Genomic DNA, 25415 nt, shown 5'->3' with positions numbered 1-25415 from the left:
GGCCGGGTTCTTTATCATACACGCTATACGCACTATTAAATAATCCATTCATTGCTGCTAGGAAATCATATAAAAGTCGGATACGTCGAATCCTTATTCTGGTCACTCTTTCACAGCAGGCGCTATTACATCAATACGATTCGTCCAAATGCCGCCGTCATACTTTTCTGGAAGCCGTGCCAGATCAAGTTCCTTATCAAATCCTTCAGACCAACCTCCATTACCTGCTACGAGGATGACTTTTGTATTTGCCTCCTCCATTCTAGCGAGGAACTTGCTTGGGAATCCCCACAAATAAGGGGCAAACTTCTCTGGAATATGGAGCTGTGTATTTTCACATGCTGCTGGAACATAACCTGTCCATCCTACTGCTGCATAAGGAAGAAGGCAACTTTTCATCGTATCCATCGACATTACACGGATATTCGGCAACTTCTCTCTTAAAGCTGCAATAGGCTCGTCACCGCCGTAAACCGCCAATTGCTCCAACTGCCTAGTAGGGAGCTTAGATAGATATTGAGCAAGCAGCACTCCTTCATTTGGATCATTACTTTTTATATGAATAAGCAAAGATTTCTCTGGAAATTGCGTTAATACTTCACCAAGTGTAGGTATTAGCCCGACCCCTTTACCACGGAACGGATAAGTCGCACCATTATCGGCTGTATAACCATAGCCAACATCCAATTTCTTAAGTTCAGCCATTGAATGATCCCTAGTATCACCCTTGCCATCTGTTCGGCAGTCCAGTGTCCAATCATGAAACACAGCAAATTCGCCATCTGTAGTAGGTTGAATATCCAACTCTACCGTGTCTGCTCCTGCTGCAAATGCTGCTTCCATCGAAGGTATCGTATTTTCTAAGTAAGAATGCTCCGGTTCATAGATTCGCTCCGCCGTACAAGTATCATTCTGGATTCCTTCCATCGGGAACGTTTGACCCAACCCTCTATGAGCTAGCAGTTCAGGTGACTTGCCACTATCTTTTATAAATAGAGACGTATTATTCACAAACATAAATGCGACTAAAATAACGAAAAAAATAAAGAACCGCTTTCCATATCGTTTCAACTTCTTCATATTCCCTCCAATTTCCTTCTTAAGTAAGTATTCACCTGCTTTCAATAGTTTAGCATACTGGTACGCACATATGGATTGACCTTTTTATTATATCGACTCTATCTATCATCTAACTATCAACTACGCTCAGACGCGACCTTCTGTACATGCCCTTTGACAAATCTGTTCTACAGTCTCCTCAGCAGATAAATCCGTTGTGTCGAGCCACATCCCCATCTTCGGTGTTTCCTCTTGTAAGGAACGATTTAGTTCAGCAATCGTCCAAAGCCCATATCCTTGCTTGGTTCTAGATAGCTCTCTGTGCGCAACTGCATCCTCTGACGGGTTCAATACGATCACATATAGAGGACGATTACGAATAAGCTCGACCATTTCTTGCAGCATCGGGCCAATCATGACGTCCTGTAATACAACGTTGAAGCCTGCTTCGTAATACGTATCTGCTGCGTTAGCGGCAATTTGGTAGCGCAAGCGCAGCTGTCTAATCGCTTCTTCCTCTGTGTTCGGGAGCATCTCCACTCTCCCGCTTACGATCATTTTACGGAACGTATCTCCACGTACATGAACACCGCGCGCAAACTTTTCTGCAAGCAGCTGTGCAACGGTAGATTTCCCAGATGCCATAACGCCAGTAATAAGGTAAATCCCTCTATTCTGATTAGTTAGCATTTTCATTCCACCTTTTCAGCATCGATTGTTATAACTACAGATTATGATCTTATTTAAATGAATACAACACTCGAATCTCTCAGCCAAGTGAGAGCAGTTTAACATTCAGCGAGGCGTTTAAGCTTCATTCATTTATCATACATAAACCCCATCTATTACAGATAATTGAAGAATTACTGTTACTTATTGTACGTGCCGTTTTCACTCTGCTAAAATATAATTAAGCCCTTCAACAGACTGGCTCTACCACGCCGCAAGAAGTATGCCAACAAGCCGTATCTTCTTTCGGATAAGGAGGCTCTTTATTGAATCATTTTCGTAATCTGCAAGATATGGAGCTAGCCAAAATGCTGCTAGATCCGCGAAAGCTGGCTATTTTACGGATTGCCAAGAACGAACCCGTTACCGTTAAGCAAATGGCAGAACAACTACAAGAGAAACCATCCCGCCTGTATTACCACGTAAATAAACTCGAAGAACACGGCCTGCTCCAGCTAGTCGAAACCAAACAGCAAGGAAATTTAATTGAAAAGTATTATCTCACCGATAATACACACAAAGGAAGCTATACGCTAGATCGTTCCATGGCTGCGGCGAATTCTGATTTTATCCTTCAAGAGCTGCTGCGACTCATTCAGCAAGGCATTGATGTTGTGGACGTAAATTTACGCAAAGGCGATACACATCAGAGAAGCTTAGCACAAGTCAATATCGCACACAGCTCGCTGGACCCACGTGAATGGGCGGAGAAAATGCACAATGTTGCGCAAGCGCTTTCTACAACTGAGGCGAAAGTGCCTTTTAATCTAGTCAATGCTAAGTTGGGAGCGTTTGAGAATCAAACAGAGCAAGATGAGTATGTTCATGTGCTGCTATCCTATCGACTGAAAGATGTTCCTCAGCAATCAACTGACGGCGAAGAGAAATGATCTTGGAAACAACGAATCACTCGTAGTACTTCAGGTTGTTAAACAACCAAATAAAGGCTGTACTCCAACCATCTACATGGACGAAGTACAGCCTTTATTGTTATGTACCACTATCCAGCATTACGTTCCATTACAAGAACCAAACAACCCTTTTCAGACCATGGTTCGTGTTCTGTATTAGGTCCATAACAGAGATAAGAACCTGCTCCATACTCAACATCATTGCTGATAAGAGCTCCATCTAATACGAATAATTCCTCAGTATCCTTATGTGTATGTTGTGGGAATTTTGCCCCCGGTGCAAATCGCACGACATAACGCAGTTCACCATTCTCATCTCGTAATGGCAATTGTTCTAGACCATCCATAACAAATTTCCACTCACTGTTTGTGATATCAACGCTAAAGAAATCTTTCATGTCATCATCTCCTTCTATACAAATCGTAACTTACGATGATATATTATTCAATATGAACAAAAATGAAATATACTTCAGGAGAAATGAATTATGGAAATCCGTTTGTTACAGACATTTCAAGCTGTTGTCCAATATGGTAGTCAGATAAAAGCAGCAAATCTGCTGCAATACGCACAATCTACCATCACTTTACACATCAATCAATTAGAAGAAACACTCGGTATCAAACTGTTTGAGCGTCAAGGAAAGCAAATGGTGCTAACCGAAGCCGGAAGACTTATGAAAGAACAGGCAGATATTTTATTAAATCAAGTGGATGTAATCACCGAAACCGCAAAAGAATTTTCAATTGGTCAGAAAGGGCTTATTCGGATTGGAGCAATTGATTCCATTGGCATTGGCAAAACAAATTTGATTTCCGTACTAACAACATTTATGAAAGAACATCCACAAATTTGTCTTTCTATCGAAAGTGGCGTAACCCAACAATTTAGTCAACGGATTATCGCTAACGAACTTGATATTGCCTTATGCCCCCCTCCATCACCAGAATTAAATCTTGAATTTTATCCGCTATATGAAGAAAAGCTTTGTTTGATACTGCCAATCGATCATCCATTATCTACACAGGAAAAAATTAATATGTGTGATTTAGAAGATGAAAATTTCATTTTAACTGGACAATTGTGTGAATATCGTAGAAAAACAGAGCAGGTTTTTCTTCATCAGGGCGTTCATTTACACTCTAAATACGATGCAGCAAACATAGAGATGGTTTTAAATCTTGTACGACAAGGGTTTGGTATTGCTATGCTGCCTAGCAATTTCGTTGCCAATTCACATCAATACGCTATTCGTGACATCGATGATATTTCATTCGCTTTACCTGTTGGATTAATGCGCAAAAAAAATAAAGTCCTCAGCCCTGCTACAGAAAAATTGATAGCTAACCTATTTTCATCCTGCTAAACAAGCACAAAAAAGCACTCGGTTTCGGTATTATCCCCTCAAAGGGGTACCGTCAGGAAAATGTGAATTTATAACATTAAAACGATTATCCTGACGCTATCCCGTATAAATTAAAAAGAAAAAACGTCCTAATAATTAAATTTGGACGTTTTTTCTTTCGCATTATTTATTTTTATAAAAAGGATTGAACCCTAACCCTTTGCCAGACGGCATCGCACCAGGCACACCATCCGCTTCAAGCAGCGGGCGAATAATTAATTTTGCAGGCCACACTTTATTTTCGAACAACTCATAGCGCAATACATCTCTGTCTGCCTCAGGAATGTCGATGATTTGCAAGGCATCCTTCAGCTTCGCTTCGGTAATGTCCCAGAACGTGCTCACCGGAATCTGATATGATTCCGATAATGCCTCTATAATCGAGGCAAGATTAACTTGCGTACCCAAGGATTGAACGTAGAAAATCAATTTCTCCAGCGTTTCATTGTACAAGCTATTTGAATAGCCTGGTCGAATATGATAACGCGGATCTTCAATGCCATGCTTATCTAAGTACGGCTGATGCAATCGTACAGAATCATGATCACGGAACAGCAGCCCGCTCACTTTGTTGTCCTTAAGAACGACACAACAATTTTGTCCATGAATTTCAGGGACGATGCCGACTTTAAACAATCTCATTACAATATCGTAGAACGTGGCAGCCAAATCCGAATAGAACTGGATGACGTCTTCTTTCGAAATGCTTCCCCCTGCGATCTCCGTCAAAAAGTGCTGATCCGGCAGTACGACGCCTAGCGATGACATCGGGAGAAATTTATAGCTGTCATCTAATAACTGCTGCGGATATAATCTCACTTGTGCGGCCAAATGACGAGGATGATCGTCGAACAACCCCATTGATGCAGGCATATATCCCCACCAGTTGTTCTCCTCACATAAGAACACTTTATCGGCAAGAGTCTCATCACACGCTAGTGCTTGGCGGAACATTTTCTCTCCCACAATCCCGTTCAGCAGCTTCACGACAGGCAAATATCTAGCGGCCCCCAGCGATAATACGCTTATTGGCAGCTTTAACATCTTCGTAGACGCACTCGTCGAAGTTAACGAACGAACCGAAGAAGTTGCAAAGAAATCACCGATTTGAGTATCAAGCACGATAATCGTCTTGTCCTCTATTTCCTTCTTAAATCTTGGCAAAATGATATGCTGCAGCTGCCAGGTATGAACAGGTATGACTGTATACTGCACTTTCGCAATCCCTTTTCTGTCTAGCTCTTGATTAATGGTTGCCTTCTGCTCATCATTCAGCACATCATATGGCTCCACTTTATCTGTATCTGCGCCTTCAGAATAACCTTGTACAACCGAATCATTGTGGATAGCCACCCAATGCAATGCTGTCTTCTTCCCAAACTCAGCCATGTAATTTTGGTAGTCCTCCGTCGTAAAGCCTATTTTGGCCTTAGACAATGGATGAAACGGACGATCACGCAAGGAGGCAATCATCTCGCCTTTCACATACCATTCATAGGCTGAGCTAGGGGTAAAGGACAACGCATCCCCAACCTGCTCCAAGCTTGTATGTAATTGTTGAATCGCGATATCCAGTCCAGCCAAAAACTCCGATACTCCTGGATGAGCATAAGCTTCTTCAGACAATGCGTAACGCAGTACCATTTGAGCAACTTTAATAGGAGAACTGATCTCTACCCATTTCTCATCCTCATTTTTATAAATAGGCGAACCCGCTACCCATTGATATCCTTGCTTGTAGCACTTTTCTACCAGAAACACGATGTTTCCTACGTACACGGAAGCTCCCTCATAAAAGGGATACAGCTGCTGCCATTCATTCGATGCGGCCGATAAAGCTATTGTTGTACGTTCATCTAATTGAAAAAACTGCTCTGCTAAAAACGCATCCATTACATCTTTCATAATTCGCTGCACAGCAGTTTGGTTTTGCGATAGCGTTAATGTTGTATTCATCCTAATTCCCTTCCGTTATGTAATAAAATTTCGGATGTGGATGCCCTAAGAAATCATGATGGGAAATCGTCCAGCAATAAGCACCAGACTTCTCAAACAGGATCACATCTCCCACACGTAATCGCTCCAATTCAGCATTCGCATACAGTTGATCCTTCGGTGTACACAACTCACCTACAATGGTAGCTGTTCCATCGATAATTTCCGGTCGTGCAAATGGATACTCCCATTTATCAATCGGAACTACATGGAATGGATGATTATGCCCCCAAGACGCAGGCAATCGATTATGATGAGTTCCACCCCTTAACACCGCAAACCATTGATCCTGGGACTGTTTAATATCTATCACTTCAGCAGCATAATAGCCATAATCAGCGACGATAAATCGTCCTGGCTCGAAGAAAAGCTGCGTTTTACCTAAAGCCCGCAAAGCCTCATTCTTCGCCAACAATGAAGTGAATAACTTCCATTCAAAACTAGGCGTACCGTCATACGTAACACCAAACCCGCCGCCAGCGTTGATCACTTCAACATCTAGGCTATACAAACGCTCCCACTCTTTCACGGTCTGCACATAAAACTGAACCATGTCCACATGCAGTTCAGCATGCAAATTGTTCGAGAGAGAATGGAAATGGAACCCACTAAGTTGAACATGCGTATTTTCAGCATCTCGTAAAATCGTGATAGCTTCTTCAAGCAACTGCTCATCCAAGCCAAATTGAGTTGGACGGCCACCCATCGAAATTTTCGTTTGCGGAAGCGAATTTGTTCTCACATTAATACGCAACAAGATCTGCGTAGTCCGCTCCCACTTCTTAGCTAACAGGATAATTTTGCGCAGCTCTAACAGACTCTCTACATGAAGGTAGGTAACATTTTGCTTAATAGCCATTTCAAGCTCATAGTCTTTCTTCCCAGGTCCACCGAATAAGACAGGAACATCAGCGGAAACACCCCTTACCTTCAGCAACTCTCCAATTGATGCCACTTCAAACCCTTTCACGTAAGGCACTAAAGCTTCAATAATTTTTGGATCTGGATTCGCTTTAATCGCATAAAATAAATTCGTTTGGCTCGGCATCGTTTCCAACATACTTTTCACATGCTGTTGAATGCCCTGCAAATCGTAAATATACGCACAGACAGGCTCATCATTCTGAGCATGCCACTCTGTAATCAACCTTTGTACTACCTGATTCATTGGCTCCCACCCATCACCTGTCGATAGTCATCACGCTTTGTTCTATAAGCTCGGAATGCTGTATTTCGGTCATCACCTAGAACAAAAATATGGACCCCTTGCGCAGCCCACTTCGCATGTTGTTCCAAACTTCTAGAAACGATCGCATACGGTACACTGCACCGCTCGGACGTTTCATAGACTTGCTCCAAATTACGCTGCACTTCAGGATGATCCGTATCCCAAGGTACTCCAAGAGATTGAGATAAATCCGCTGCTCCTTCTAATACAAAGCTAACTTGCGGTATCGATAAAATCCCTTCACTTTCAGCAACACCAAGTGCGCTTTCTATCATCGGAACGATCATTACTTCGTCATTCGCTTCCTTGATATATTCGGTTAACGAATACTTGGCAAATGCGCCCGGACGCCCGCTGTTCAAACTCCTCATGCCAACAGGGTGATAATAGGCGTAAGAAATAGCATGCTCGACTTGCTCTTTACTCTCCACGTGAGGAATGACAATGCCTTGAGCACCGCTATCGAGCACTTTTAATATCTCATTTCGATCCACTTTGGATATCCGCACGAGCGGCGTAATATCCAGTAATTCAGCAGCTCGAATCATATCCTCGATCGTTTCCATATTTGTTGACGCATGCTCATAATCAATAATGACAAAGTCGTACTCCGCATAACCAATCAGCTCAATGACAATCGGATGTGGGATCGAGACAAATAATCCATAGACGGATTCATTTCGACTTATTTTTTCTTTTAGCTTGTTTTTTCTCATATCAAAATCCCTTTTGCTTGTAAGAGAGGGTTTTTCACTTTACGGAAGAACAACTCACCATCGCCATAAATACGACGCTTCGTCATTTCTTCGATTAGCCCATCTTCTGAAAATAGATTGAACAGCTCGAATCTCTCATTATGTTCAGGATGCTCTGCTTGATACGTTAAGATCGTCTCCGTGCATGTACGCCAGAAGTCTTCTTCTCGTAGACCGAACTTCTCCAGCGTAAAACATATTTCCGTCATACAAATAAAATAGAACGCATCAAACGTGTAATCTCTTACTTCAGCTACCGTTTCCGCTTGAAGGAATGAGTAACGATTAAATTTGCGATGAGTTTCCGGCTCAGGATGCAGCTGTGGCGCCCACTCCGGGTGTAAAAGATGCTTGGTCATATAACGAACACTATCATGCAAATCTTTAATAATAATTTTGACCGGTAAATTATTCTCAACGACTAAAATAATATTTTGCGAATGTGACTCCAGTGCAATTCCGTGCGCGTATAACAGATGGATAATCGGAAGCGACACTACTTTAATTAGCGCTTCACTCCACTTCTCGATGCCATGCTGCTCAATCGCTTCCTGAATAAACGACTTACCATTTTTCTGAATAAGTGTAATCGCATTCAACGGCCATGCTTCTTCATTCGCTTCTAAATACGTAGAAACATTTTCTCGATAGACCGCACCAAGCGTTCCATAGGACGAGCGGTATTGGATGGAGTGCAGCTTATCATAGCGAACAGAAACACCGACCACTTCTCTTAAAAAGTGAAATCCTTCTCTTTGCAGCAATGCATCATTCTGAATAATATGATGCAGCCAGTCGCTGATCAGCGGGGCATTTTGTGTTGTATGATGGGCCAAAATACGGCTCGTGGATGTGTTTATAAGACTCATAGCCAGCTTAATATAAGGTGCATCCGTACGGTCGCGATGTGACATGGAACGTATCGATTGCTGCGCCCTGTACTTACTGTTCGATGTCCCTAATAGAACCATATCTTTATCGATCAATTGCTGTATAAAAAGAGATGTCGTGCGATGCTCCATTTGCCACGGGTGCACGGGTATGAAAATATATCTCTTATCGCTTGAACCCTTCTCTTTCAGGATTTGATCAAATCTAACCCGATCTTGATCTGTAAGATGAAGCTTGTACATTTCTTCTAGGGAGCTTTCTTTAGATACTGCGACATCAGCAAGTTGATCACTTACCGCAATCCACTGCAAGGCAATGTCTTGATTAAACTCAGGACCATACAAATAGTTCTCATTTAGAGAGAAACCGATTCTTGATTTGTAGCTCGGATGGTAAGGATGTCCGTCAGCCATATGACTTTCCAATGCTTCATAGTGCTTGTCCTCAGATGGAATTTCGTCCGCTTGATACACCTTCGATTGCTTGTCCTTTGCTAACGTTTCCAGCAGCTCACCGATAAATTGATTTGTAAGCGCACCATCCAAATTATTTTGAATGACTTCTTCCAAAAATACATAAATATCTGTACAAGGTTCGCCTTCTCTTTGTATTGAATTTTTATCTATTTTCACTCTGCCAAAGGACCACTTTTCATCCGCTTCGCATGAATAATGCACAAGCTTACCTTCCGCATCTTTACCAGTAAAAGTCCATACTCGGTTATTTCTCTCAACGTTAATGATGCCTTCGAACAGCATCGCTTCCATCGTCTGACGCATAATTCTTTCTTTAACTTCATCAAAACATACCGTCTCTGCTTTGCTTGAATTACTTGCTTGAATCACTTGGTCCACTCCCAATCTTGTTCATGATGTTGTCTACAAGAACGTAAGAAGGCGTCTCACTAATTCCACCAAGACAGCTCATCATATTTCGTTTCGCATAGAATCCTTCCGCCTCTAATAGATGCACAACGTATTCATTGCGATGCACTTCTACTTCTTCCGTAAGTACATCACGCACAATGTTCCAGAAATATTCCTCTGCTGTCTGTACACTGCTCGCCAGTGCATGAATCAATGAACCTAAGTGGTTTACGATAAAATAATAGGACGTACGCGCCCACGCCTTCTCTTTTTCATAAAAAAGCAGGCCAGATTTATCAATGTTGTGCGCTACTTTTTCTTGATTCACACTCACACCTTCCAAATCTCGAATAATGAAGGTATGCGGCATTCCATTCTTTATGGTTAACAAGCAGTTTTGCGAATGTGCTTCAAAATGAATGCCTTTTTCCTCAGCTACGCGAACAACCGGCAACAGAGATATTTCCAAATAACGTCTAAACCACGGCTCAAGCTGATTGCGGTCGATGAGTGACAATAATCGTGCTGACTCTCCTGCTCTAGGAGCTTCAATCAAGCTGGACATCACAAACGTTGACGTTACGTCAAACTGGATCGGACGATAGGCAATTGTAAACAATTTCGATATATCTTCATCCTCAAATTGAACCGTACAAACGCCTTCTTCATAAGAGATTTCGGTATGTGGATGTGAATCAAAACAATTGTGCTGCAGCAAATAGTTGGAAGCATCCAACGTTCTGCGCATTTGTTCCTTATTGTTGTTTCTCAACATATTTGTAATTTGAATATTCAACGATAGTTTGATATTGCATTTCATATCAGGAACATACACCGTTCGTACCGAAGAAGTCGGATATGCGGTAGGCCCAAAGCTTCCTAGAAGAATAATGTTTTCTTGCGCAATATAGTCTTTGACTGCTTTCACCGTTTGCACATGCTTATACTGCCAAGGATGAATCGGTAAAATTTCATACTCATCTCGTTGCGCTCCAAGTACCGCTTGAGCTTGTTCTTCAACCGTTTCATGCAGCTTCGTTTGTTGTCCTATGGCTACCCACTCTTCTTGATAAACGGTTTTCTTGACAGCCAAATAACATAATGGAAATGAAGTTCGCAGCTCAGGACAATATTTTTTTACTTCGTCTTCCGTAAATCCCAACGTGTTTTTAGGAAACGGGTGAAATGGGTGCCCATAAAGCAAAGATTGTTCAGATGATAAATAATCACTAATTGGAGCATCTGCGGAGTGCTTCAGATATAGGGCTAAGTTGCGATAGCTGTTATCAATTCTTTTAGAAAAATCCAGCCCCGTCTTGTCTGTTACGAGTGAATCCTGCTGCTGCAGCTCTTTCACTATCCATTGAATGAGTTCAGGATAATGAAGTTCCTGCCCCTGTTGTACATACATGCTCTTATACTCATGTTCGCCAATAGCTGAATAATAGGAGAACACTCCTGACAAGGTCACTTCACTAGTTGGGAAATAAAGTGTAAACGCCTGGCCTTTAGAATCGATAGACAATAAATGATGATTCTCTTGACAGAACTCTCGAATATAGCAATTCAACAACGTCTTGCATGTATGGAAATTGGCTAGTTCTTGATGATTAGACAGCTGACTTGTTTTCACTTCCAACAACTACGTCTACCTTCTTCCTATTTATGAATAAAATAAGTGGCATTGTAAGCAACAGGAGACTGCCCAGAACAAAACACTCTTCTTTGAGGGCAAGCCACTTGGCATATTCAACAGTTTCACCCGCTTGAACTAACATCTGCCATCGAGCATCGTAATAGATAGCTAACAGCATGACGGCAAAGGATGAAAGTAAACGTTCGATCGTACTTGATAACGCAGAACCTTCATGCATATCTTCTTCGGGCAGCGAGTTAAGCCCGATGGTCGTGACGGTCATATCAGATAACCCCATCCCAATCCCTCGCAATGCCATTAAGATAACAATAACGATAATAGAAATGCCCGGAGGTAAGAAAGCGAAAGCCATCATGGAAATAACAATGAACCCAACGCCAACAACGATAAAATTCAACGATTTTCCTGCGTCCATCCACTTGCCGCCAATCCAAACGAATAAACTCGTAGCTATTGCAGTTGGAATAAACATGGCACCAATAACAGACGGTGATAAGCCGAATACTTCTTGAAACAGTAATGGAAGAACGAAGATCGCACCAAACATGACGGTATCCTGAATGACTGAAATGATAACAACGGTTCTAAAAATCGGATTCCGACGAAAAAGCTTATAACGAATAATCGGTTCTTCTCTCGTGTTTTCCTTTTGGAAAAAGCGAATCAAAGCCACAGCACCTAATCCAAACAATATATACACGATCCACATAGAAACAGTGGGGTTAGATAACAGTTGAATACCTAAACTGAGCAAAGCAATGCTCATTACGAGCAGCATAATGCCCTCCAAATGAATGGATTTTCTACGGGCTGGTTGATACGGTTTAATTTGCGCAGCGCACATGACAATAGAAAAGAGTGCAAACGGAACGTTAATCCAGAACAGATGGCGCAGCTCGCCAACTTCCATAATGATGCCGCCTAATGTTGGGCCAATTGCAGGAGCGATCATGAGGAGCATGCCCCATATGCCAGTTACTCTGCCACGCGCTTCTTTTCCATAACAATCAAATAACAAGACCAAAGACAACGGGATCATTAATCCAGCTGATATCCCATGCACGAAACGGACCAACATCACAATCTCTACATAGGAATAATACAAACCGCCTATGATCGAGAAAGAACCATAAAGGCCAATTCCTAACATATACGTATGCTTTCTGCCTAGACGATCAACAAAAAGCGAGGTCAAGGGCATTGTAATGGTCATTGCCAACATATATAGCGCGATAATCCATCCACCAAGCGAGGTTGATATACCATACATGCTCACAAAATTAGGAAGTAAGATATTAAATGCACTATTCGTAAGAACTAATGAAAACGCACCTGTAAAAATAGAAAATAAAACAGAATGCTTCTTCAAGTAGCTTGGAATTAACATGGGTTAGCCATTAGCTCAACTGCTTCTTTGACTGATTTTTCAAAAATATCTAATACTTTAGCTGCTTCGAGTGCGGTAATGGTAAGCGGTGGTAAGAAGCGAAGTACGGCAGAACGACGTCCCCCTACTTCAATGATGAGGCCATTGTTAAAACATCTTTCTTGAATACGTGCCGTTAATTCCCCGAACTGAGGATAATGACCGAGTTGATCTTTGCGACCGCTTGGATTCACAATTTCTACTCCAATCATCAGTCCTCTGCCTCGAACATCTCCAATGATCTCGTATTTACTTTTCAAGCCGTTGAGATATTCAAAGAACTGCTTACTGCGTTCTTTTACATTTTCAAGCACATCATTTTCTTTTATATATTTTAAAGTAGCAAGTCCTGTTGCCATGCCCATTTGGTTGCCACGGAATGTTCCTGTATGAGCGCCTGGATTCCATTTGTCCAATTCCTCTTTGTAGATCACAACAGCCATCGGCAAGCTGCCGCCAATTGCTTTTGAACAAACGATAACATCTGGAACAATGTCAGCATGTTCGAATGAGAACATTTTACCCGTTCTTCCAATTCCCGCTTGTACTTCATCAATAATTAAAGGAATTCCTCTTTCTGCTGTAATACGACGCAGCTCTTTCAACCATTGAATATTAGCAGGAACCGATCCACCTTCACCTTGAACCGTTTCGACGATGACTCCACAAGGAGCAGCAATGCCGCTTTCACAATCATCTAGCAAATGTTCGATATAATGCGCGCTAATTTGAGCTGTTTGCTCTCCGCCTACACCAAATGGACAACGATATTCATACGGGAATGGCAAGAAATGAACATCCGGCAGCAAACTTTGCAAATGCTGCTTCTTACTTAAGTTACCGCTCATTGCCATCGTTGCTTGTGTGGAACCGTGATAACCGCCATGGAAAGCCAGAATTGATTTTCCCTTAGTTGCATTTTTAACAAGTTTAATAGCCGCTTCTACTCCATCTGCGCCTGTCGGACCACAGAATTGAATTTTGGAAGAATCTCTTAGCTCGTCTGGCAAGATAGAGAATATTTCTTGCATGAACTCTATTTTTAATGGGGTAGCTAAATCTAATGTATGAAGTGGCAATTGTTGTTCCAGTACATCCTTTATGGCTTCCGTAACAACCTCGTGATTATGTCCAAGTGCTAATGTACCTGCACCTGCAAGGCAATCATAGTATTGTTTGCCTTCTGTATCTGTAATCATTGTACCTTTGGCTTTCTTAATAATAAGAGGGAATTTGCGTGGATACGATCTTGCATTGGATTCCTTTTCAGATTGAAGCTTATAGTATTCGTTCTCTACATTTGTTGTTGTAATCATGATCGCATTCTCCTTTTACATGTATGTGAGTCCGTTTATTATTCTTCAAACAAATATTCCAAGTAGGCTTTGTACACATCTATTGAAGACCCTTGAAAAGGTAGGAGATGAGTAGACATATCAGGTAATGCGTTAACTTCGAGGATACCCCCATTTTCATCAGTGATCGGGGCGGTTATATCTTGGCATCTGATATCTATACCAGCAACATCAATATTCAAGGCTTGTGCGGCTTCAACTGCAATATTCACATTGGCCATACAAATGTCATTCGTTCGATTCATATTGATCTCACTAATTTCGCCAGCCGGTATATTATCAATCGAGAACAGTTCTACACGCTCACCCTGCTCTAACGCACTATGAATCGTTTTGCCTTGTGCTTGTAAATTTGCATGCAATACATTCGATTGGATGTTAATTTCTTTAAACGATTCGATTTCGCAAATTTCATTTCGAATGATACGAGCTTCATTCAATTGACTGATAAGCTGCGCTATCGTGGACTGGCCGTCACCTACTACGCTTGCCAGCTCATATCCGATAACAGCGACTACTTTCCCTGCTATAACCAGTACACGGTAGTCATTGCCTTCAACATATTTTTGAATCATAATTTTATCGCTATGCTGCTTCGCAAGTTGAATCGCATCTTCTAACTGCATTACCGACTTAATCCCTAAGGTAACGCCAATACTACAGCTTGCGTCCAACGGCTTAACCGTTACATTCCGATACGTAGTTAAAAAATGTTCAGCTTCTTCACACATTTGAGGAACTACGATATACGCGGGTACAGGCAAACCTGCTCTTTCCAACAAGAGATTGGAGGCTTCTTTATTTTTAGCCAAAAACCCAGACATCAATGGAAGCTTATGAGATCTCGTTTTGTTAATAATAATGGTCCTGCCTCTGTATGTTAGTTCTAAAAAGTCTTCACAACCTGGTAATAACAATTTGCATTCTATTTGCATTTCTTTTGCTGCACTCATTATTAATTTGTTCTGCAAGTTTTGAACGATTTGCTGTGTCACTACAAATCCTCCCTACACAAAGTATCGACGCTAGACAGACTCCCGAAGCTTCTGCTCTCGTAGTCCTCCTCCCCCATGGATCTAAGATGCTGTACGGTTAATCCCTTCTACTCTCAAGTTCATAGGCAGAGATTTGTTAATTTATTTATTGATAGTGATAATCAATATCAATTTAGTGAAAATATAATAGATAGCATTGATTATTGTCAACCTTTAATTTTCAATAATAGCTATCTGTTTTACCCAAAATATAGATAATAAGTACTTTGTTTTCTAAATAAACAAAGTACTTATTATCTATTCACTTTAAAAATAGAGATGAATAGTAAGAAACATTTGAACGGAAGGAACAAAGTTGATATATGAGCCATACGAGGTTGCTTTAGCTACAGATTACAGGCTGATAATTTCCATTTTTACTTATACAGAAACAAACTCATGTTTAATTTTGGGGCATGTCGGACAATACTCATTGTCATCCGCAACTTGATAGTAGTAGCAGCAAGTTTTACGAATTCGAAGCGGTGTTTCCGATGCAGTCGTTACCTTCTTGGGGCTATTAAACTTTTTCAATGGATTTTTCGATTCGCCAAATAAATGAGCTGGCGCTTCATCCACTAAGTATTGATAGTCCTCAAGAAGTTGAGCCTGCTGACACGCGCTCGCACCTTCGCCAAATTGATTTTCATACAGCCAATACACATAGATTGCCGTATTTTCCCACAGGACAGATTTTGAGATTTTTACTGACTTGGCAAAGGAATCCCACACTCTAGCAACATTGTCTGCAAAAATATTTTGAATAACACGGTCACGCCACTCATTGCGTGATCTCGCTTCTGGCTGTGAAACTTCGCTATTCGTTAGGCGCACGCACGGAAGCCATGCTTCTCCATGAAATATAGATTCCATATGACAATTTTCTAGAGAGTAATCCATACTTTTGTTGTACATCGACATCGCATACAACCCAGAGGCAATGCTTAAGCAAGCGTATCGTTTTGCAAACATGGAAGCGGTAACCACTTCAGAGGTGGACTCGTATATACTCGCAACTTTATCGAAATACGCAATATTATTGTCTTTGTCTAGAAAATCTAGCGCTCGAATCGAATAGATTTCATCCGAAGACTCCTCCATTGTGAATCGATATTTCGCTGTTAACATCTCCAACTCATCCGGTGTAAACTGTACTGCCATATGTGGTCTCCCTCTATTCATTTAGCGTTCTCATAATTGATTTCTGTTCTTAAACAGCAAATAAAGAAAGAATGGCGCACCTACGCCCGCAGTGAATATCCCAGCAGGAATATCCAGCGGATAAAAGGCTGTTCTACCAATCCAATCCGCAACGAATACCAGCAAAGCACCAATTAAGGCTGATACAACGGTTAAACTGCCAAAAGGACGGCCAACAAGCTTTCTAGCTATATGCGGCGCAATTAGTCCTACAAAGCCAATAGCACCGCCAATCGACACAGCAACGCCCGCTAACAATACACTAAGCGCTAGCAATATTAAGCGCTGTCGCTGAACAGCGGCGCCCAATCCGGTAGCCACTTCATCGCCAAACTCTTGCAAATTAAGATTTCGTGCTAATATAACAACACTAGGAATGACGACTGCCGTTACCGGTAAGAGCAGATATACATCTTCCCATGTAGAGCCATACACACTGCCAGTCAGCCAAATATAGGCTTTCCCTGCTGTGAAATAAGGACTCATAACAAGCATAAACGTTGTACCCGCGCCCATAATAGCTGATATGCCGATCCCAACTAATACAAGCCGTATAGGTGTCACACCATTTTTCCAAGCTAGCAAGTAAATGGTGATAGATACGACCATAGCCCCAACGATTGCGGCAAAAGGCATAAATGAAATACTTACCGTACCTGCTAAAAATGTGACAAAAGCAACCGCTGCAACAGATGCTCCGCCTGTTATGCCAATAATGTCCGGTGAAGCAAGCGGATTTCGAATAATCCCTTGTAAAATAGCTCCTGACACACCTAGTGCAGCCCCAACTAGCAGAGCAACAAGGACACGAGGCAGCCTTAACGTATGGATAACGAAATCATGTTCACCAGATCCAATTTTCAAAATGGATTGAACGACTTCCAACGGCGGAATCACTGTATTTCCCAAGCTGGTGCCTGCTATAACCGCCAAGATGGAGAGGAAGAAAAGGACGCTAATGACGATTAGTGACTTCCTTTCAATCTGTAGTGAGATGGAGTCGCTTTTAGTACGAAAAGTAATATGCTGTCTCAAATTTTTGTTACCCCCTTACGGGCAATATACACAAAAAAGGGACCGCCGATTAAAGCTGTCATGACGCCAATTGGAATTTCTGACGGCATAATGAGCAATCTTGCTATAACGTCAGCAGACAATAGCAATACCGCGCCTGCTATAGCTGAAAATGGGATAAGCAGACGGTAATCGTTCCCTACAAATGCACGGGATAGATGAGGTACAACTAGACCTATAAATCCAACAGCACCTACAACTGCAACTGAGCTGCCAGCAAGCAGCACAATGACAACCCCCATCATACATTTTACGAGAAGCGTATTTTGTCCCATGCCTTTCGCAATGTCATCACCAGTAATAAGCAGATTGATCGCTCTACCCATAAATAAGGATATGACGCCTGCTGCTGCCATATAAGGAAGCACGGGAACAAGCATATCCAATGTACGACCGCTGATTGAACCTGCTAGCCAGAACATCACATCTTGCAGTCCCGTTTCGTCGAGTACAAGAATCGCTTGCGTGAACGAAACAAATAGAGCCGTAATGGCTGTTCCTGCTAACACAATCTTAACTGGAGTCAACCCATCTTTACCCATAGAACCAAGACTATACACAGTAACAGCGGAAATTGCCGCCCCCACGAAGGCAACCCACGTTAATTGAACTAATGATGAAACCGAAAAAATAACGATAGCAATTACAATAAAAAAGATAGCACCTGCATTAATGCCGAATGTACTAGGCGAAGCAAGTGGGTTGCGTGTTAGGGCTTGCATAAGCGCACCCGCAATTGCTAAGCTAGCTCCTACTACAGTAGCAATAACAGCGCGAGGCAGACGCTCTGTTAGAACAACAACATGTTCAATGAGAGCTTCATCATAATAGAGAAAAGCCTGCATCGCAGTAGAAAAAGTAAGGGGCGTCCGTCCAAAAATGATACTGGACACAAACGCACCTGCTAATAGAAGGAGTAGCAGGCAAAAGCCTGCTACTTTCATTTTCACACTTGCATAAAGGTGAAACATAATCTCACTCTTTCATATGTTGATAAACGTGTGACTATTTTTGTAATTTAAACGTATCGTACAGACCGTCTAACAGCATATGAGCCGATTTGTATCCGCCTGCAATATTCCAGATGATGTCATTCACTTCATAGACTTGATTGTTCTTAACCGCATCGATATTTTTCCAAAGCGGATGACTCATCCATTCGTCTGCTGTCTTTTTGTTCGCTTCTGCATCTTTGCCTGCATAGTTGAAATTAAAGATTACATCGGCATTCATATCAGGAATGCTTTCTTTAGATGTTATTTCTATACCCCAAGTATCTGCGTCATGACCTGGAGGTCTTGTAAACCCTAGCTCTTTGAGAATAGTGCCTGCATAACCCATGTAGTAAATACGGACATGATCGGCTCTAAAGTTAATAATGGAAGCCTCGATAGGCAATCGATCACCCATCTTTTGCTTAAAGTCAGCTACTCGGCTATCCCAATCAGCAAGCAGCTTATTTCCTTGCTCCTCTATGTTCAACGCTTGACTCGCAACTTTTAAGGTTGCTTTCCAGTCATACAGCACTTCTGTCGAAACCGTTGGCGCAATCGCTGATAATTGATCGTAAATCTCTTCATGGCGGAACTTCGATGCAATAATCAAATCAGGCTTAAGCTTATGAATTTCTTCAAGGTTAGGTTGTGTTTCCAAACCTAGTAATGGAACTCCTTGAAGATCAGCGGCTAAATAATCGAATACCTTCTTCTCTCCCCAAGCTTCCACAACGCCAACTGGCTTTACGCCAAGTGCAACTACTACATCAGTAGCTCCTTGATATAAAGTCACTACTCTTTTAGGCGTTCCTTTTATGTCTGTTTTGCCCAGCGGGTGCTCGATAACTCGAACAGTTTCAGCTTCACTTGTTTGGGCATTATTTGTTCCTTGAGCTTGATTCTCTGCTGCCGGCTTGCTTGAGTCGGATGTCGTGCCTGCTTGTCCATTAGAACCGCAACCTGCAATGATTGAAACTAATAACACCATTGATGCAAGTACAAGAAGTGATTTTTTCCCTAGTTTAAACACGTTCGCTTCTCTCCCTACTCTGCCCGTTTTTACTTAATTGATATTGAGTCTCATTTGCAATTATAGGAGACGATACAATTTATGACAAGCATTATATGCCAAAATCCGCATCAACTTACTCATTATTAGCACATAAATACAAACTAGTGATTAAAAAGTACAAATATAGGGCAGTCTTTTTTCCCATTAGAAACTATTAATGGTATTTTCATACACGAAAGACAAGACACTTTCTAGCAAACACGCTCCATAACATTAGTTTGAATCTGTAAAAGATGTAAGTTCTATACTTGATATCCTGCTATTATTTCTCGCAATTGAATTAAATCCTCAATGACTGCATCCGCCTCAACCTTGTGCGAGTAACCCTTGTCTCTCTTCCAAATCCCTTTCATACCTACATCTATAGATGCTTGAACATCGTTGATGGGATGGTCGCCAACATACATTGCTTCTTCTGGTTCAACCTTCAGTCGTTTTAGTGCTCTTAAAAATATCTCTATCTCTGGCTTTCGAGTGCCTTCTTGCTGTGAAATTAATATTTCGTCAAAGTAGTCTCTAATCTTAAGCGACTCTAAGTTGGCTGTTTGAAAGTGAGTAAAACCGTTTGTTATCATACCCATTTTGATTTGCTGCTCCTTCAACCAATCCAAAATTTTTACCGTGTTCGGAAATGACACTGCGAACTTTGGGAAATGTTCGATGTAGTCTGCTAGCATCGTTTCCCACTCCAGTTGATGAAGCTGATATTCCTCAATAAGCTGCTGATAAACTTTGTCTTTCCAAACATATCCGCGCTGATCAAGCGCAATGAAACTTGCAACAAAGACTGTTTTCGGAACTTGAGTTAATTGATGAGCGTATCGATTGTACTGTTCTTCCACAAACAGCCTTAATGACCTGTCACGATTTAGCAGCGTCCCATCCAAATCAAAGATAACGGCTTTAATCATGTTTTCACCTACTTTCAACCACATATAAAATTTTTCATGTAAAGTAAATTGTAGCTTTTGTTTATAGAATATAGATTTGTAGATATTTAGAAAAACGATGATTTATCCCTTTCAAGTACTTTTGTATTCGATGCAATAAAAAATAGGCTAGTACAATTACATGCGTTCATGTAATCATACAGCCTATACTCCTTCCATCTATGAATATAATGGAAATAATAGCAATTAACTTACTTTCTCTCTGAGTAATTAGGATACACATATCGATAGAGAATAGCTGCTGCTTCTTGACGCTTCAATCCTTTTTTGGACAAAAAGTCGATAGAACCATCCTGATGCTTAATCACTTCTGGTCCATAGTAACCGTGCGCTAACATATACTGAACTGCTTCTTTTGCCCACTCATCCGTCGTTCCTGCAAGCTTAACTGGCGGTTTCGGTGCAGTTTGAAAAGTTTTCAATACCTTGTACATCCATACTGCTGCCTCTTGACGCTCTATCATTCGATCTGGCTCGAACTTTCCATCCTTAACCATCGATGCATCAATGATTTTGTAAACAACTGCCTCATTAATACTTACTTCATACTTGTGTCCCTCCACATCTTTAAATGCCGGTTTATCGTGGTGTCGATACCCGAAATCAAATAGTTCCATCAGCAAATGAGCAAACTCCGCACGCGTCATTTCCTTCGTCGGTTCCAGTACAGTTGATCCTTCCTCACCAAATGCAACTAAAGGACTCAAGCCATCTATATATTTGCGATACGGATGATCTTCCACGATATCTGTATAGACTACTGATGCTTCAAGTTTCTCTGCCCAACTAAGACCGTGTAGTAACGTATAAATATACTTCACCTTACCGTCTTCTTCTTTAAATGCTAACGGGAAGCCCTCTTCGCTTAAAAAGAAAAGTGAATCTACTTGACGAAATATGGTAGTACCCATACCATCAATCACCGTTATAGAACCATCGCTATTCGCTTTTATTTGTGTTACATTGTATCCCTCGCGCAAATTTCTATAGCGCCCTTCAAATTTCAAAAGCTGCTGTTGGGAGGGTTGTGAATATTTGGGAGTAGGTCTTTCATCTGGATAGAAGTGATCCATAAACGCCGACATGTAGATGCCACGCAAGTTATTATATTGGTTGCTGCTTATAAATACGCCAATATTCTTATCAGGTAGGAAGGCAACTTGGGACACAAATCCAGGTATATTTCCGCTTTTTAACACAAAATTATGTCCGTTAAACTCATGATGGGTATAATACTCAAAGCCGTATGTCATATTCGGTACCGCCGGATGAATACTCACTTGAGGAGTGAGCATTTTCGTCAAAGAATCTTTGCTCAATAATTGTTTGCCTTCAAAAACTCCGCCATTCAGCACAGCTAACATATAATTAGCCATATCCTTACCTGTAGATGACATCGATCCCTCTGGCATTACCGTCGGTTTAAAGACGGCAGGCTTTAGCTTTTCCCCCTTCCAATCATAAGAACTGGCCAACTGATCTGCCTTATCTTTCTCTAGCACAAAGCTCGAATTCTCCATATCCAATACGTCAAACAAGTGCTTTTCTGCATAATCTTCAAATTTCTGACCTGTTACTTGTTCAACAATAAATCCTTGCAGCTGAGACGCAAAATTATCATAGCTATAAACGGTACCAGGCTTATTTATAATACGGAATGTATTGTTCCGTAGCTCGTCCTTCATGGAATAATAGTTATTCGAATCCAACTCCGCGTCTATGCTGAATCCGGTATCCGCATAATCCACACCGCTCGTATGAGTGAGTAAATCCTTCACCGTAACCGGACTTCCCGTTTCGTTTTTAATTTTAATGTCGCCCAAATACTTCGTTATATCAGCATCTAAATCAATCTTCCCCTGCTCAATTAACTGCATAACCGCTGTTGCCGTAAATACTTTCGATACGGAGCCGATATAGAACAAAGTCTCTTCCGGATCTATCTTCTGCTTCGTTTCTCTATCCTTATATCCGTATCCTTCGTTAAGCAGCACTTCGTCGCCTTTTACGACGGAAACTACAGCTCCGGTTGCCCATTTTTGAAGATTCGGGTTGGCAAAGAACTCCTTCGTAAACTTCTCCACATTTTCCTTCGTTAACGGAACAGCTGCTCTTTTAGCTGCTGGTTTTGCCGCCACTTCTTGACGAGTCGGTTGACTGATCGGTACATCCTTTGTAGTAGCAGTCGCAGCAAATATAGGAAGCGATGCATATGACATCATTAAGGCACATAGCAGTGCGAGTGATTTTTTACTTTTCTTCATACTCGTACCCCCTCAGTATGGCAAATCTATTATTTCCATGACTGTTTTGCAGGTAATATATGTATTTCAAAAAATCTATCTTTCTCGCTTCTTTCAGTAACCTTACTATAAACTTACAATTGAGTATAAAACAAGGATTCATACATTTTTTTATACGAATAAAGATCTATATTGGTGCAGTAAAAAGGCCGCATGAAAACATGATTTGTTCATGTAATCATACAGCCTACCTTTTTTCAGCTAAACTTTAAAAAACTGATTTTACTTACTTCCCCTCTGAGTGATACGGATACACGAGATTATAAAGGATAGCCGCCGCTTCTTGACGCTTTAAGCCTTTTTTGGACAAGAAGTCGATGGAACCATCTTGATTTTTTATGACTTCAGGGCCATAGAAACCGTGCGTTGCCAAATACTGAACCGCTTCTTTTGCCCACTCATCCGTCGTTCCTGCAAGCTTAACTGGCTGTTTAGGCATAGTAGGATACTCTTTTAAGAAATTGTGCATCCATACCGCTACCTCTTGACGCTCAATGATTCTATCTGGCTCGAACTTTCCATCCTTAACTTTCTTAGCATCAATGATTTTGATTTGAACCGCCGCATTAATAGCATCCACATACTTGTGCCCCTCCACATCTTTAAAGGCCGGCTTATCATGGTGACGATATCCTAAATCAAACAATTCTAACAACACGTGAATGAACTCGGCGCGAGTCATTTCTTTAGCTGGTTCCAATACATTTGAACCTTCCTCACCTAATACAACAAGTGGGCTTAGTCCATCCACATACTTGCGATACGGATGATCCCCTGCCACATCTTTATAAGCAACTGGCGCTTCAAGCTTTTCCGCCCAGGTAACAAAGTTCAGTAACGTATAGATATACTTCACCTTACCGTCCACTTCTTTAAATGCTAACGGGAATCCTTCATTACTTAAAAAGAGAAGCGGATCTACTTGACGATATTTCGTGCTGCCAAGCCCATCATATACGGTTAGTGACCCATCGCTATTCGCTTTAATTTCGGTAACATCGAATCCCATACGTAAATTTTTATAGCGTCCTTCGAATTTCGTAAGCTGCTGTTGAGTTGGTTGTAAGTATGTTGGAGCAGGTCTTTCATCTGGATAGAAGTGATCCATAAAGGCTGACATGTAGGCAGTCCGTATATTGCTTCCTTGGTTGTCGCTTATAAAGACACCAACTTTCTTATCAGGCAAGAAGGAGACCTGCGAAGCAAATCCAGGTACATTTCCACCTTTCAACACAAAGTTATGTCCGTTAAATAGAGGATGGGTATAATATTCAAAGCCGTAGGTCATATTTGGGACATCAGGGTGAATACTTACTTGTGGGGTAAGCATCTTCGTCAACGAATCTTTGCTCAACAGTCGTTCCCCTTCAAAAACTCCGTTATTAAGCACAGTTAGCATGTAATTAGCCATATCTTCACCTGTCGATGACATCGAGCCCTCTGGCAATACCGTTGGCTTAAATACTAATGGCTTCAACTTATTCCCTTTATAGTCATAAGAACTAGCCAACTGATCCGCATCATCTTTCTCTAACACATAGCTCGTATTCTCCATATCCAGCACTTCAAATAAATGCTCTTTTGCATAATCCTCAAATTTTTGCCCCGTTACTTGTTCAACGATATATCCTTGCAACTGGGAGGCGAAATTATCATAGCTGTATACTTCACCAGGCTTATTTACGATGCGGAACGTATTGTTCAGCAATTCATCTTTCATAGAATAGTAGGGTTTTGAATCCAGCTCCGCATCGAGAGAAAATCCCGTGTCTGCGTGTTCTACCCCACTCGTATGTGTAAGCAAATCCTTCACTGTAACCGGACTTCCCGTTTCGTTTTTAATTTTAACGTCACCGAGATATTTCGTGATATCCGCATTTAGATCAATCTTTCCTTGCTCTACCAATTGCAGCACGGCTGTCGCAGTAAATACTTTGGACACGGAACCGATATAGAACAATGTTTCTTCCGAATCTACTTGTTTCTTCTTCTCTTTATCTGCGTACCCGTACCCTTGCTCAAGCAGTACTTCATCACCTTTTACGACGGTAACTACTGCTCCGGTTACCATTTTCTTAATATCTGGGTTGGCAAAAAACTCTTTCGTGAACTTCTCCACATTCGCCTTGGTCAACGGAATTGTCGCTTTTTTTGATGCTGGCTTTGCCGTCGCAACCGCTTGCTGCGTTGGTTGGTTTACCTGTGCTTCTGTTGTTGCAGCCGCGACAGACATAGGGAGTGATGCAGATAACATCATAAGTGCGCATAACAGTGAGAGTGCTTTTTTACTTTTTTTCATGATCATACCTCCTCAGTATAGTTAATCCTCTAACTCCATGATTGTATTTCCAGGTAATATCTGTATTGTAAAATATCCGTCTTTCTCACTTCTTTCAGCAACCTTACATTAAACTTACAAATAGGCATTAAACGATCCCTACAAAACATTTCATACTAAAGTCAATCCGCTAAATCGAAAAGGCTGCATGAACACATGATTTTACATGTA

General features: G+C 41.4%; 20 protein-coding genes. 2 read left to right on the top strand and 18 right to left on the bottom strand.

The features are described 5' to 3' along the window. Nucleotides 1-102: 102 nt before the first annotated feature. Both NQ117_RS00230 and NQ117_RS00225 read right to left on the bottom strand, forming a co-directional pair. Nucleotides 103-1080, bottom strand: a complete 978-nt coding sequence (locus NQ117_RS00230; protein ID WP_258276026.1) for a glycerophosphodiester phosphodiesterase family protein — start codon at nucleotides 1078-1080, stop codon at nucleotides 103-105. A 126-nt stretch (nucleotides 1081-1206) separates the two neighbouring features. After that, on the bottom strand, nucleotides 1207-1749 hold the full coding sequence (locus NQ117_RS00225; protein ID WP_258276025.1) for an AAA family ATPase: 543 nt from the start codon (nucleotides 1747-1749) through the stop codon (nucleotides 1207-1209). A gap of 305 nt (nucleotides 1750-2054) precedes the next feature. Here NQ117_RS00225 and NQ117_RS00220 point away from each other — a divergent pair, with 305 nt between their 5' ends. Next, nucleotides 2055-2678 (top strand): helix-turn-helix domain-containing protein, encoded by a 624-nt coding sequence (locus NQ117_RS00220; protein ID WP_258276024.1) that lies wholly within the window; start codon nucleotides 2055-2057, stop codon nucleotides 2676-2678. A gap of 110 nt (nucleotides 2679-2788) precedes the next feature. On the opposite strand, the gene NQ117_RS00215 is transcribed toward NQ117_RS00220, so the two are convergent. After that, the gene (locus NQ117_RS00215) at nucleotides 2789-3097 is read right to left on the bottom strand and encodes a cupin domain-containing protein (protein WP_258276023.1); all 309 of its coding nucleotides are present in this window, start codon (nucleotides 3095-3097) and stop codon (nucleotides 2789-2791) included. A gap of 90 nt (nucleotides 3098-3187) precedes the next feature. Here NQ117_RS00215 and NQ117_RS00210 point away from each other — a divergent pair, with 90 nt between their 5' ends. Beyond that, nucleotides 3188-4066 (top strand): LysR family transcriptional regulator, encoded by an 879-nt coding sequence (locus NQ117_RS00210; RefSeq protein ID WP_258276022.1) that lies wholly within the window; start codon nucleotides 3188-3190, stop codon nucleotides 4064-4066. A gap of 162 nt (nucleotides 4067-4228) precedes the next feature. Here NQ117_RS00210 and NQ117_RS00205 read toward each other — a convergent pair whose 3' ends face one another. The 15 genes from NQ117_RS00205 to NQ117_RS00135 all read right to left on the bottom strand — a co-directional run bounded on the left by NQ117_RS00205 (nucleotide 4229) and on the right by NQ117_RS00135 (nucleotide 25205). Beyond that, nucleotides 4229-6061, bottom strand: a complete 1833-nt coding sequence (locus NQ117_RS00205; protein WP_258276021.1) for an IucA/IucC family protein — start codon at nucleotides 6059-6061, stop codon at nucleotides 4229-4231. A 1-nt stretch (nucleotide 6062) separates the two neighbouring features. Then, complete coding sequence (locus tag NQ117_RS00200; protein ID WP_258276020.1) at nucleotides 6063-7268, bottom strand: type III PLP-dependent enzyme; 1206 nt, start codon at nucleotides 7266-7268, stop codon at nucleotides 6063-6065. After that, the gene (locus NQ117_RS00195; protein WP_258276019.1) at nucleotides 7265-8044 is read right to left on the bottom strand and encodes an HpcH/HpaI aldolase family protein; all 780 of its coding nucleotides are present in this window, start codon (nucleotides 8042-8044) and stop codon (nucleotides 7265-7267) included. The genes NQ117_RS00200 and NQ117_RS00195 overlap by 4 nt, the downstream gene beginning before the upstream one ends. Beyond that, the gene (locus tag NQ117_RS00190; RefSeq protein WP_258276018.1) at nucleotides 8041-9819 is read right to left on the bottom strand and encodes an IucA/IucC family protein; all 1779 of its coding nucleotides are present in this window, start codon (nucleotides 9817-9819) and stop codon (nucleotides 8041-8043) included. Before NQ117_RS00190 ends, NQ117_RS00195 begins: the two co-directional genes overlap by 4 nt. Further along, complete coding sequence (locus NQ117_RS00185; protein WP_258278114.1) at nucleotides 9803-11473, bottom strand: IucA/IucC family protein; 1671 nt, start codon at nucleotides 11471-11473, stop codon at nucleotides 9803-9805. The genes NQ117_RS00190 and NQ117_RS00185 overlap by 17 nt, the downstream gene beginning before the upstream one ends. Further along, nucleotides 11451-12884 carry an MFS transporter gene (locus NQ117_RS00180; RefSeq protein WP_258276017.1) on the bottom strand — a complete coding sequence of 478 codons (1434 nt, stop codon included), beginning with the start codon at nucleotides 12882-12884 and terminating at the stop codon, nucleotides 11451-11453. The genes NQ117_RS00185 and NQ117_RS00180 overlap by 23 nt, the downstream gene beginning before the upstream one ends. Beyond that, a complete protein-coding gene (locus tag NQ117_RS00175) occupies nucleotides 12878-14242 on the bottom strand; it encodes a diaminobutyrate--2-oxoglutarate transaminase (protein WP_375163040.1) in 1365 nt (454 codons plus the stop codon). Before NQ117_RS00175 ends, NQ117_RS00180 begins: the two co-directional genes overlap by 7 nt. Before the next feature lie 35 nt (nucleotides 14243-14277). Beyond that, entirely contained in the window at nucleotides 14278-15273 is a 996-nt protein-coding gene (locus NQ117_RS00170) for an ATP-grasp domain-containing protein (RefSeq protein ID WP_258276015.1), read from the bottom strand. A 420-nt stretch (nucleotides 15274-15693) separates the two neighbouring features. Then, on the bottom strand, nucleotides 15694-16473 hold the full coding sequence (locus NQ117_RS00165) for an IucA/IucC family C-terminal-domain containing protein (RefSeq protein ID WP_258276014.1): 780 nt from the start codon (nucleotides 16471-16473) through the stop codon (nucleotides 15694-15696). Nucleotides 16474-16503: 30 nt separating this feature from the next. Beyond that, on the bottom strand, nucleotides 16504-17547 hold the full coding sequence (locus NQ117_RS00160; RefSeq protein WP_258276013.1) for a FecCD family ABC transporter permease: 1044 nt from the start codon (nucleotides 17545-17547) through the stop codon (nucleotides 16504-16506). Beyond that, nucleotides 17544-18557 (bottom strand): FecCD family ABC transporter permease, encoded by a 1014-nt coding sequence (locus NQ117_RS00155; RefSeq protein WP_258276012.1) that lies wholly within the window; start codon nucleotides 18555-18557, stop codon nucleotides 17544-17546. The genes NQ117_RS00160 and NQ117_RS00155 overlap by 4 nt, the downstream gene beginning before the upstream one ends. A gap of 34 nt (nucleotides 18558-18591) precedes the next feature. Beyond that, nucleotides 18592-19611 carry an ABC transporter substrate-binding protein gene (locus NQ117_RS00150; protein WP_258276011.1) on the bottom strand — a complete coding sequence of 340 codons (1020 nt, stop codon included), beginning with the start codon at nucleotides 19609-19611 and terminating at the stop codon, nucleotides 18592-18594. Nucleotides 19612-19895: 284 nt separating this feature from the next. Then, complete coding sequence (locus tag NQ117_RS00145; protein ID WP_258276010.1) at nucleotides 19896-20564, bottom strand: HAD family hydrolase; 669 nt, start codon at nucleotides 20562-20564, stop codon at nucleotides 19896-19898. A 230-nt stretch (nucleotides 20565-20794) separates the two neighbouring features. Then, nucleotides 20795-22867: a serine hydrolase domain-containing protein gene (locus NQ117_RS00140; protein ID WP_258276009.1), complete on the bottom strand. Its 2073-nt coding sequence runs from the start codon at nucleotides 22865-22867 to the stop codon at nucleotides 20795-20797. Nucleotides 22868-23132: 265 nt separating this feature from the next. Continuing rightward, a complete protein-coding gene (locus NQ117_RS00135; protein WP_258276008.1) occupies nucleotides 23133-25205 on the bottom strand; it encodes a serine hydrolase domain-containing protein in 2073 nt (690 codons plus the stop codon). Between the last annotated feature and the right edge of the window lie 210 nt (nucleotides 25206-25415).

Source organism: Paenibacillus sp. SC116, from assembly GCF_024733555.1.
In the GTDB taxonomy this organism is placed as follows: Bacteria; Bacillota; Bacilli; order Paenibacillales; family Paenibacillaceae; genus Paenibacillus_B.
Note: the sequence above shows the minus strand (reverse complement) of the source record. Positions and strands in the feature narration are given on the sequence as shown.

What these genes read in the sequence shown, in the direction of transcription:
- NQ117_RS00230 (WP_258276026.1), bottom strand. Translation starts at nt 1,080, where the DNA reads ATGAAGAAGTTGAAACGATATGGAAAGCGGTTCTTTATTTTTTTCGTT.
- NQ117_RS00225 (WP_258276025.1), bottom strand. Translation starts at nt 1,749, where the DNA reads ATGCTAACTAATCAGAATAGAGGGATTTACCTTATTACTGGCGTTATG.
- NQ117_RS00215 (WP_258276023.1), bottom strand. Translation starts at nt 3,097, where the DNA reads ATGAAAGATTTCTTTAGCGTTGATATCACAAACAGTGAGTGGAAATTT.
- NQ117_RS00210 (WP_258276022.1), top strand. Translation starts at nt 3,188, where the DNA reads ATGGAAATCCGTTTGTTACAGACATTTCAAGCTGTTGTCCAATATGGT.
- NQ117_RS00205 (WP_258276021.1), bottom strand. Translation starts at nt 6,061, where the DNA reads ATGAATACAACATTAACGCTATCGCAAAACCAAACTGCTGTGCAGCGA.
- NQ117_RS00200 (WP_258276020.1), bottom strand. Translation starts at nt 7,268, where the DNA reads ATGAATCAGGTAGTACAAAGGTTGATTACAGAGTGGCATGCTCAGAAT.
- NQ117_RS00195 (WP_258276019.1), bottom strand. Translation starts at nt 8,044, where the DNA reads ATGAGAAAAAACAAGCTAAAAGAAAAAATAAGTCGAAATGAATCCGTC.
- NQ117_RS00180 (WP_258276017.1), bottom strand. Translation starts at nt 12,884, where the DNA reads ATGTTAATTCCAAGCTACTTGAAGAAGCATTCTGTTTTATTTTCTATT.
- NQ117_RS00165 (WP_258276014.1), bottom strand. Translation starts at nt 16,473, where the DNA reads ATGGCAGTACAGTTTACACCGGATGAGTTGGAGATGTTAACAGCGAAA.
- NQ117_RS00155 (WP_258276012.1), bottom strand. Translation starts at nt 18,557, where the DNA reads ATGTTTCACCTTTATGCAAGTGTGAAAATGAAAGTAGCAGGCTTTTGC.
- NQ117_RS00145 (WP_258276010.1), bottom strand. Translation starts at nt 20,564, where the DNA reads ATGATTAAAGCCGTTATCTTTGATTTGGATGGGACGCTGCTAAATCGT.
- NQ117_RS00140 (WP_258276009.1), bottom strand. Translation starts at nt 22,867, where the DNA reads ATGAAGAAAAGTAAAAAATCACTCGCACTGCTATGTGCCTTAATGATG.
- NQ117_RS00135 (WP_258276008.1), bottom strand. Translation starts at nt 25,205, where the DNA reads ATGAAAAAAAGTAAAAAAGCACTCTCACTGTTATGCGCACTTATGATG.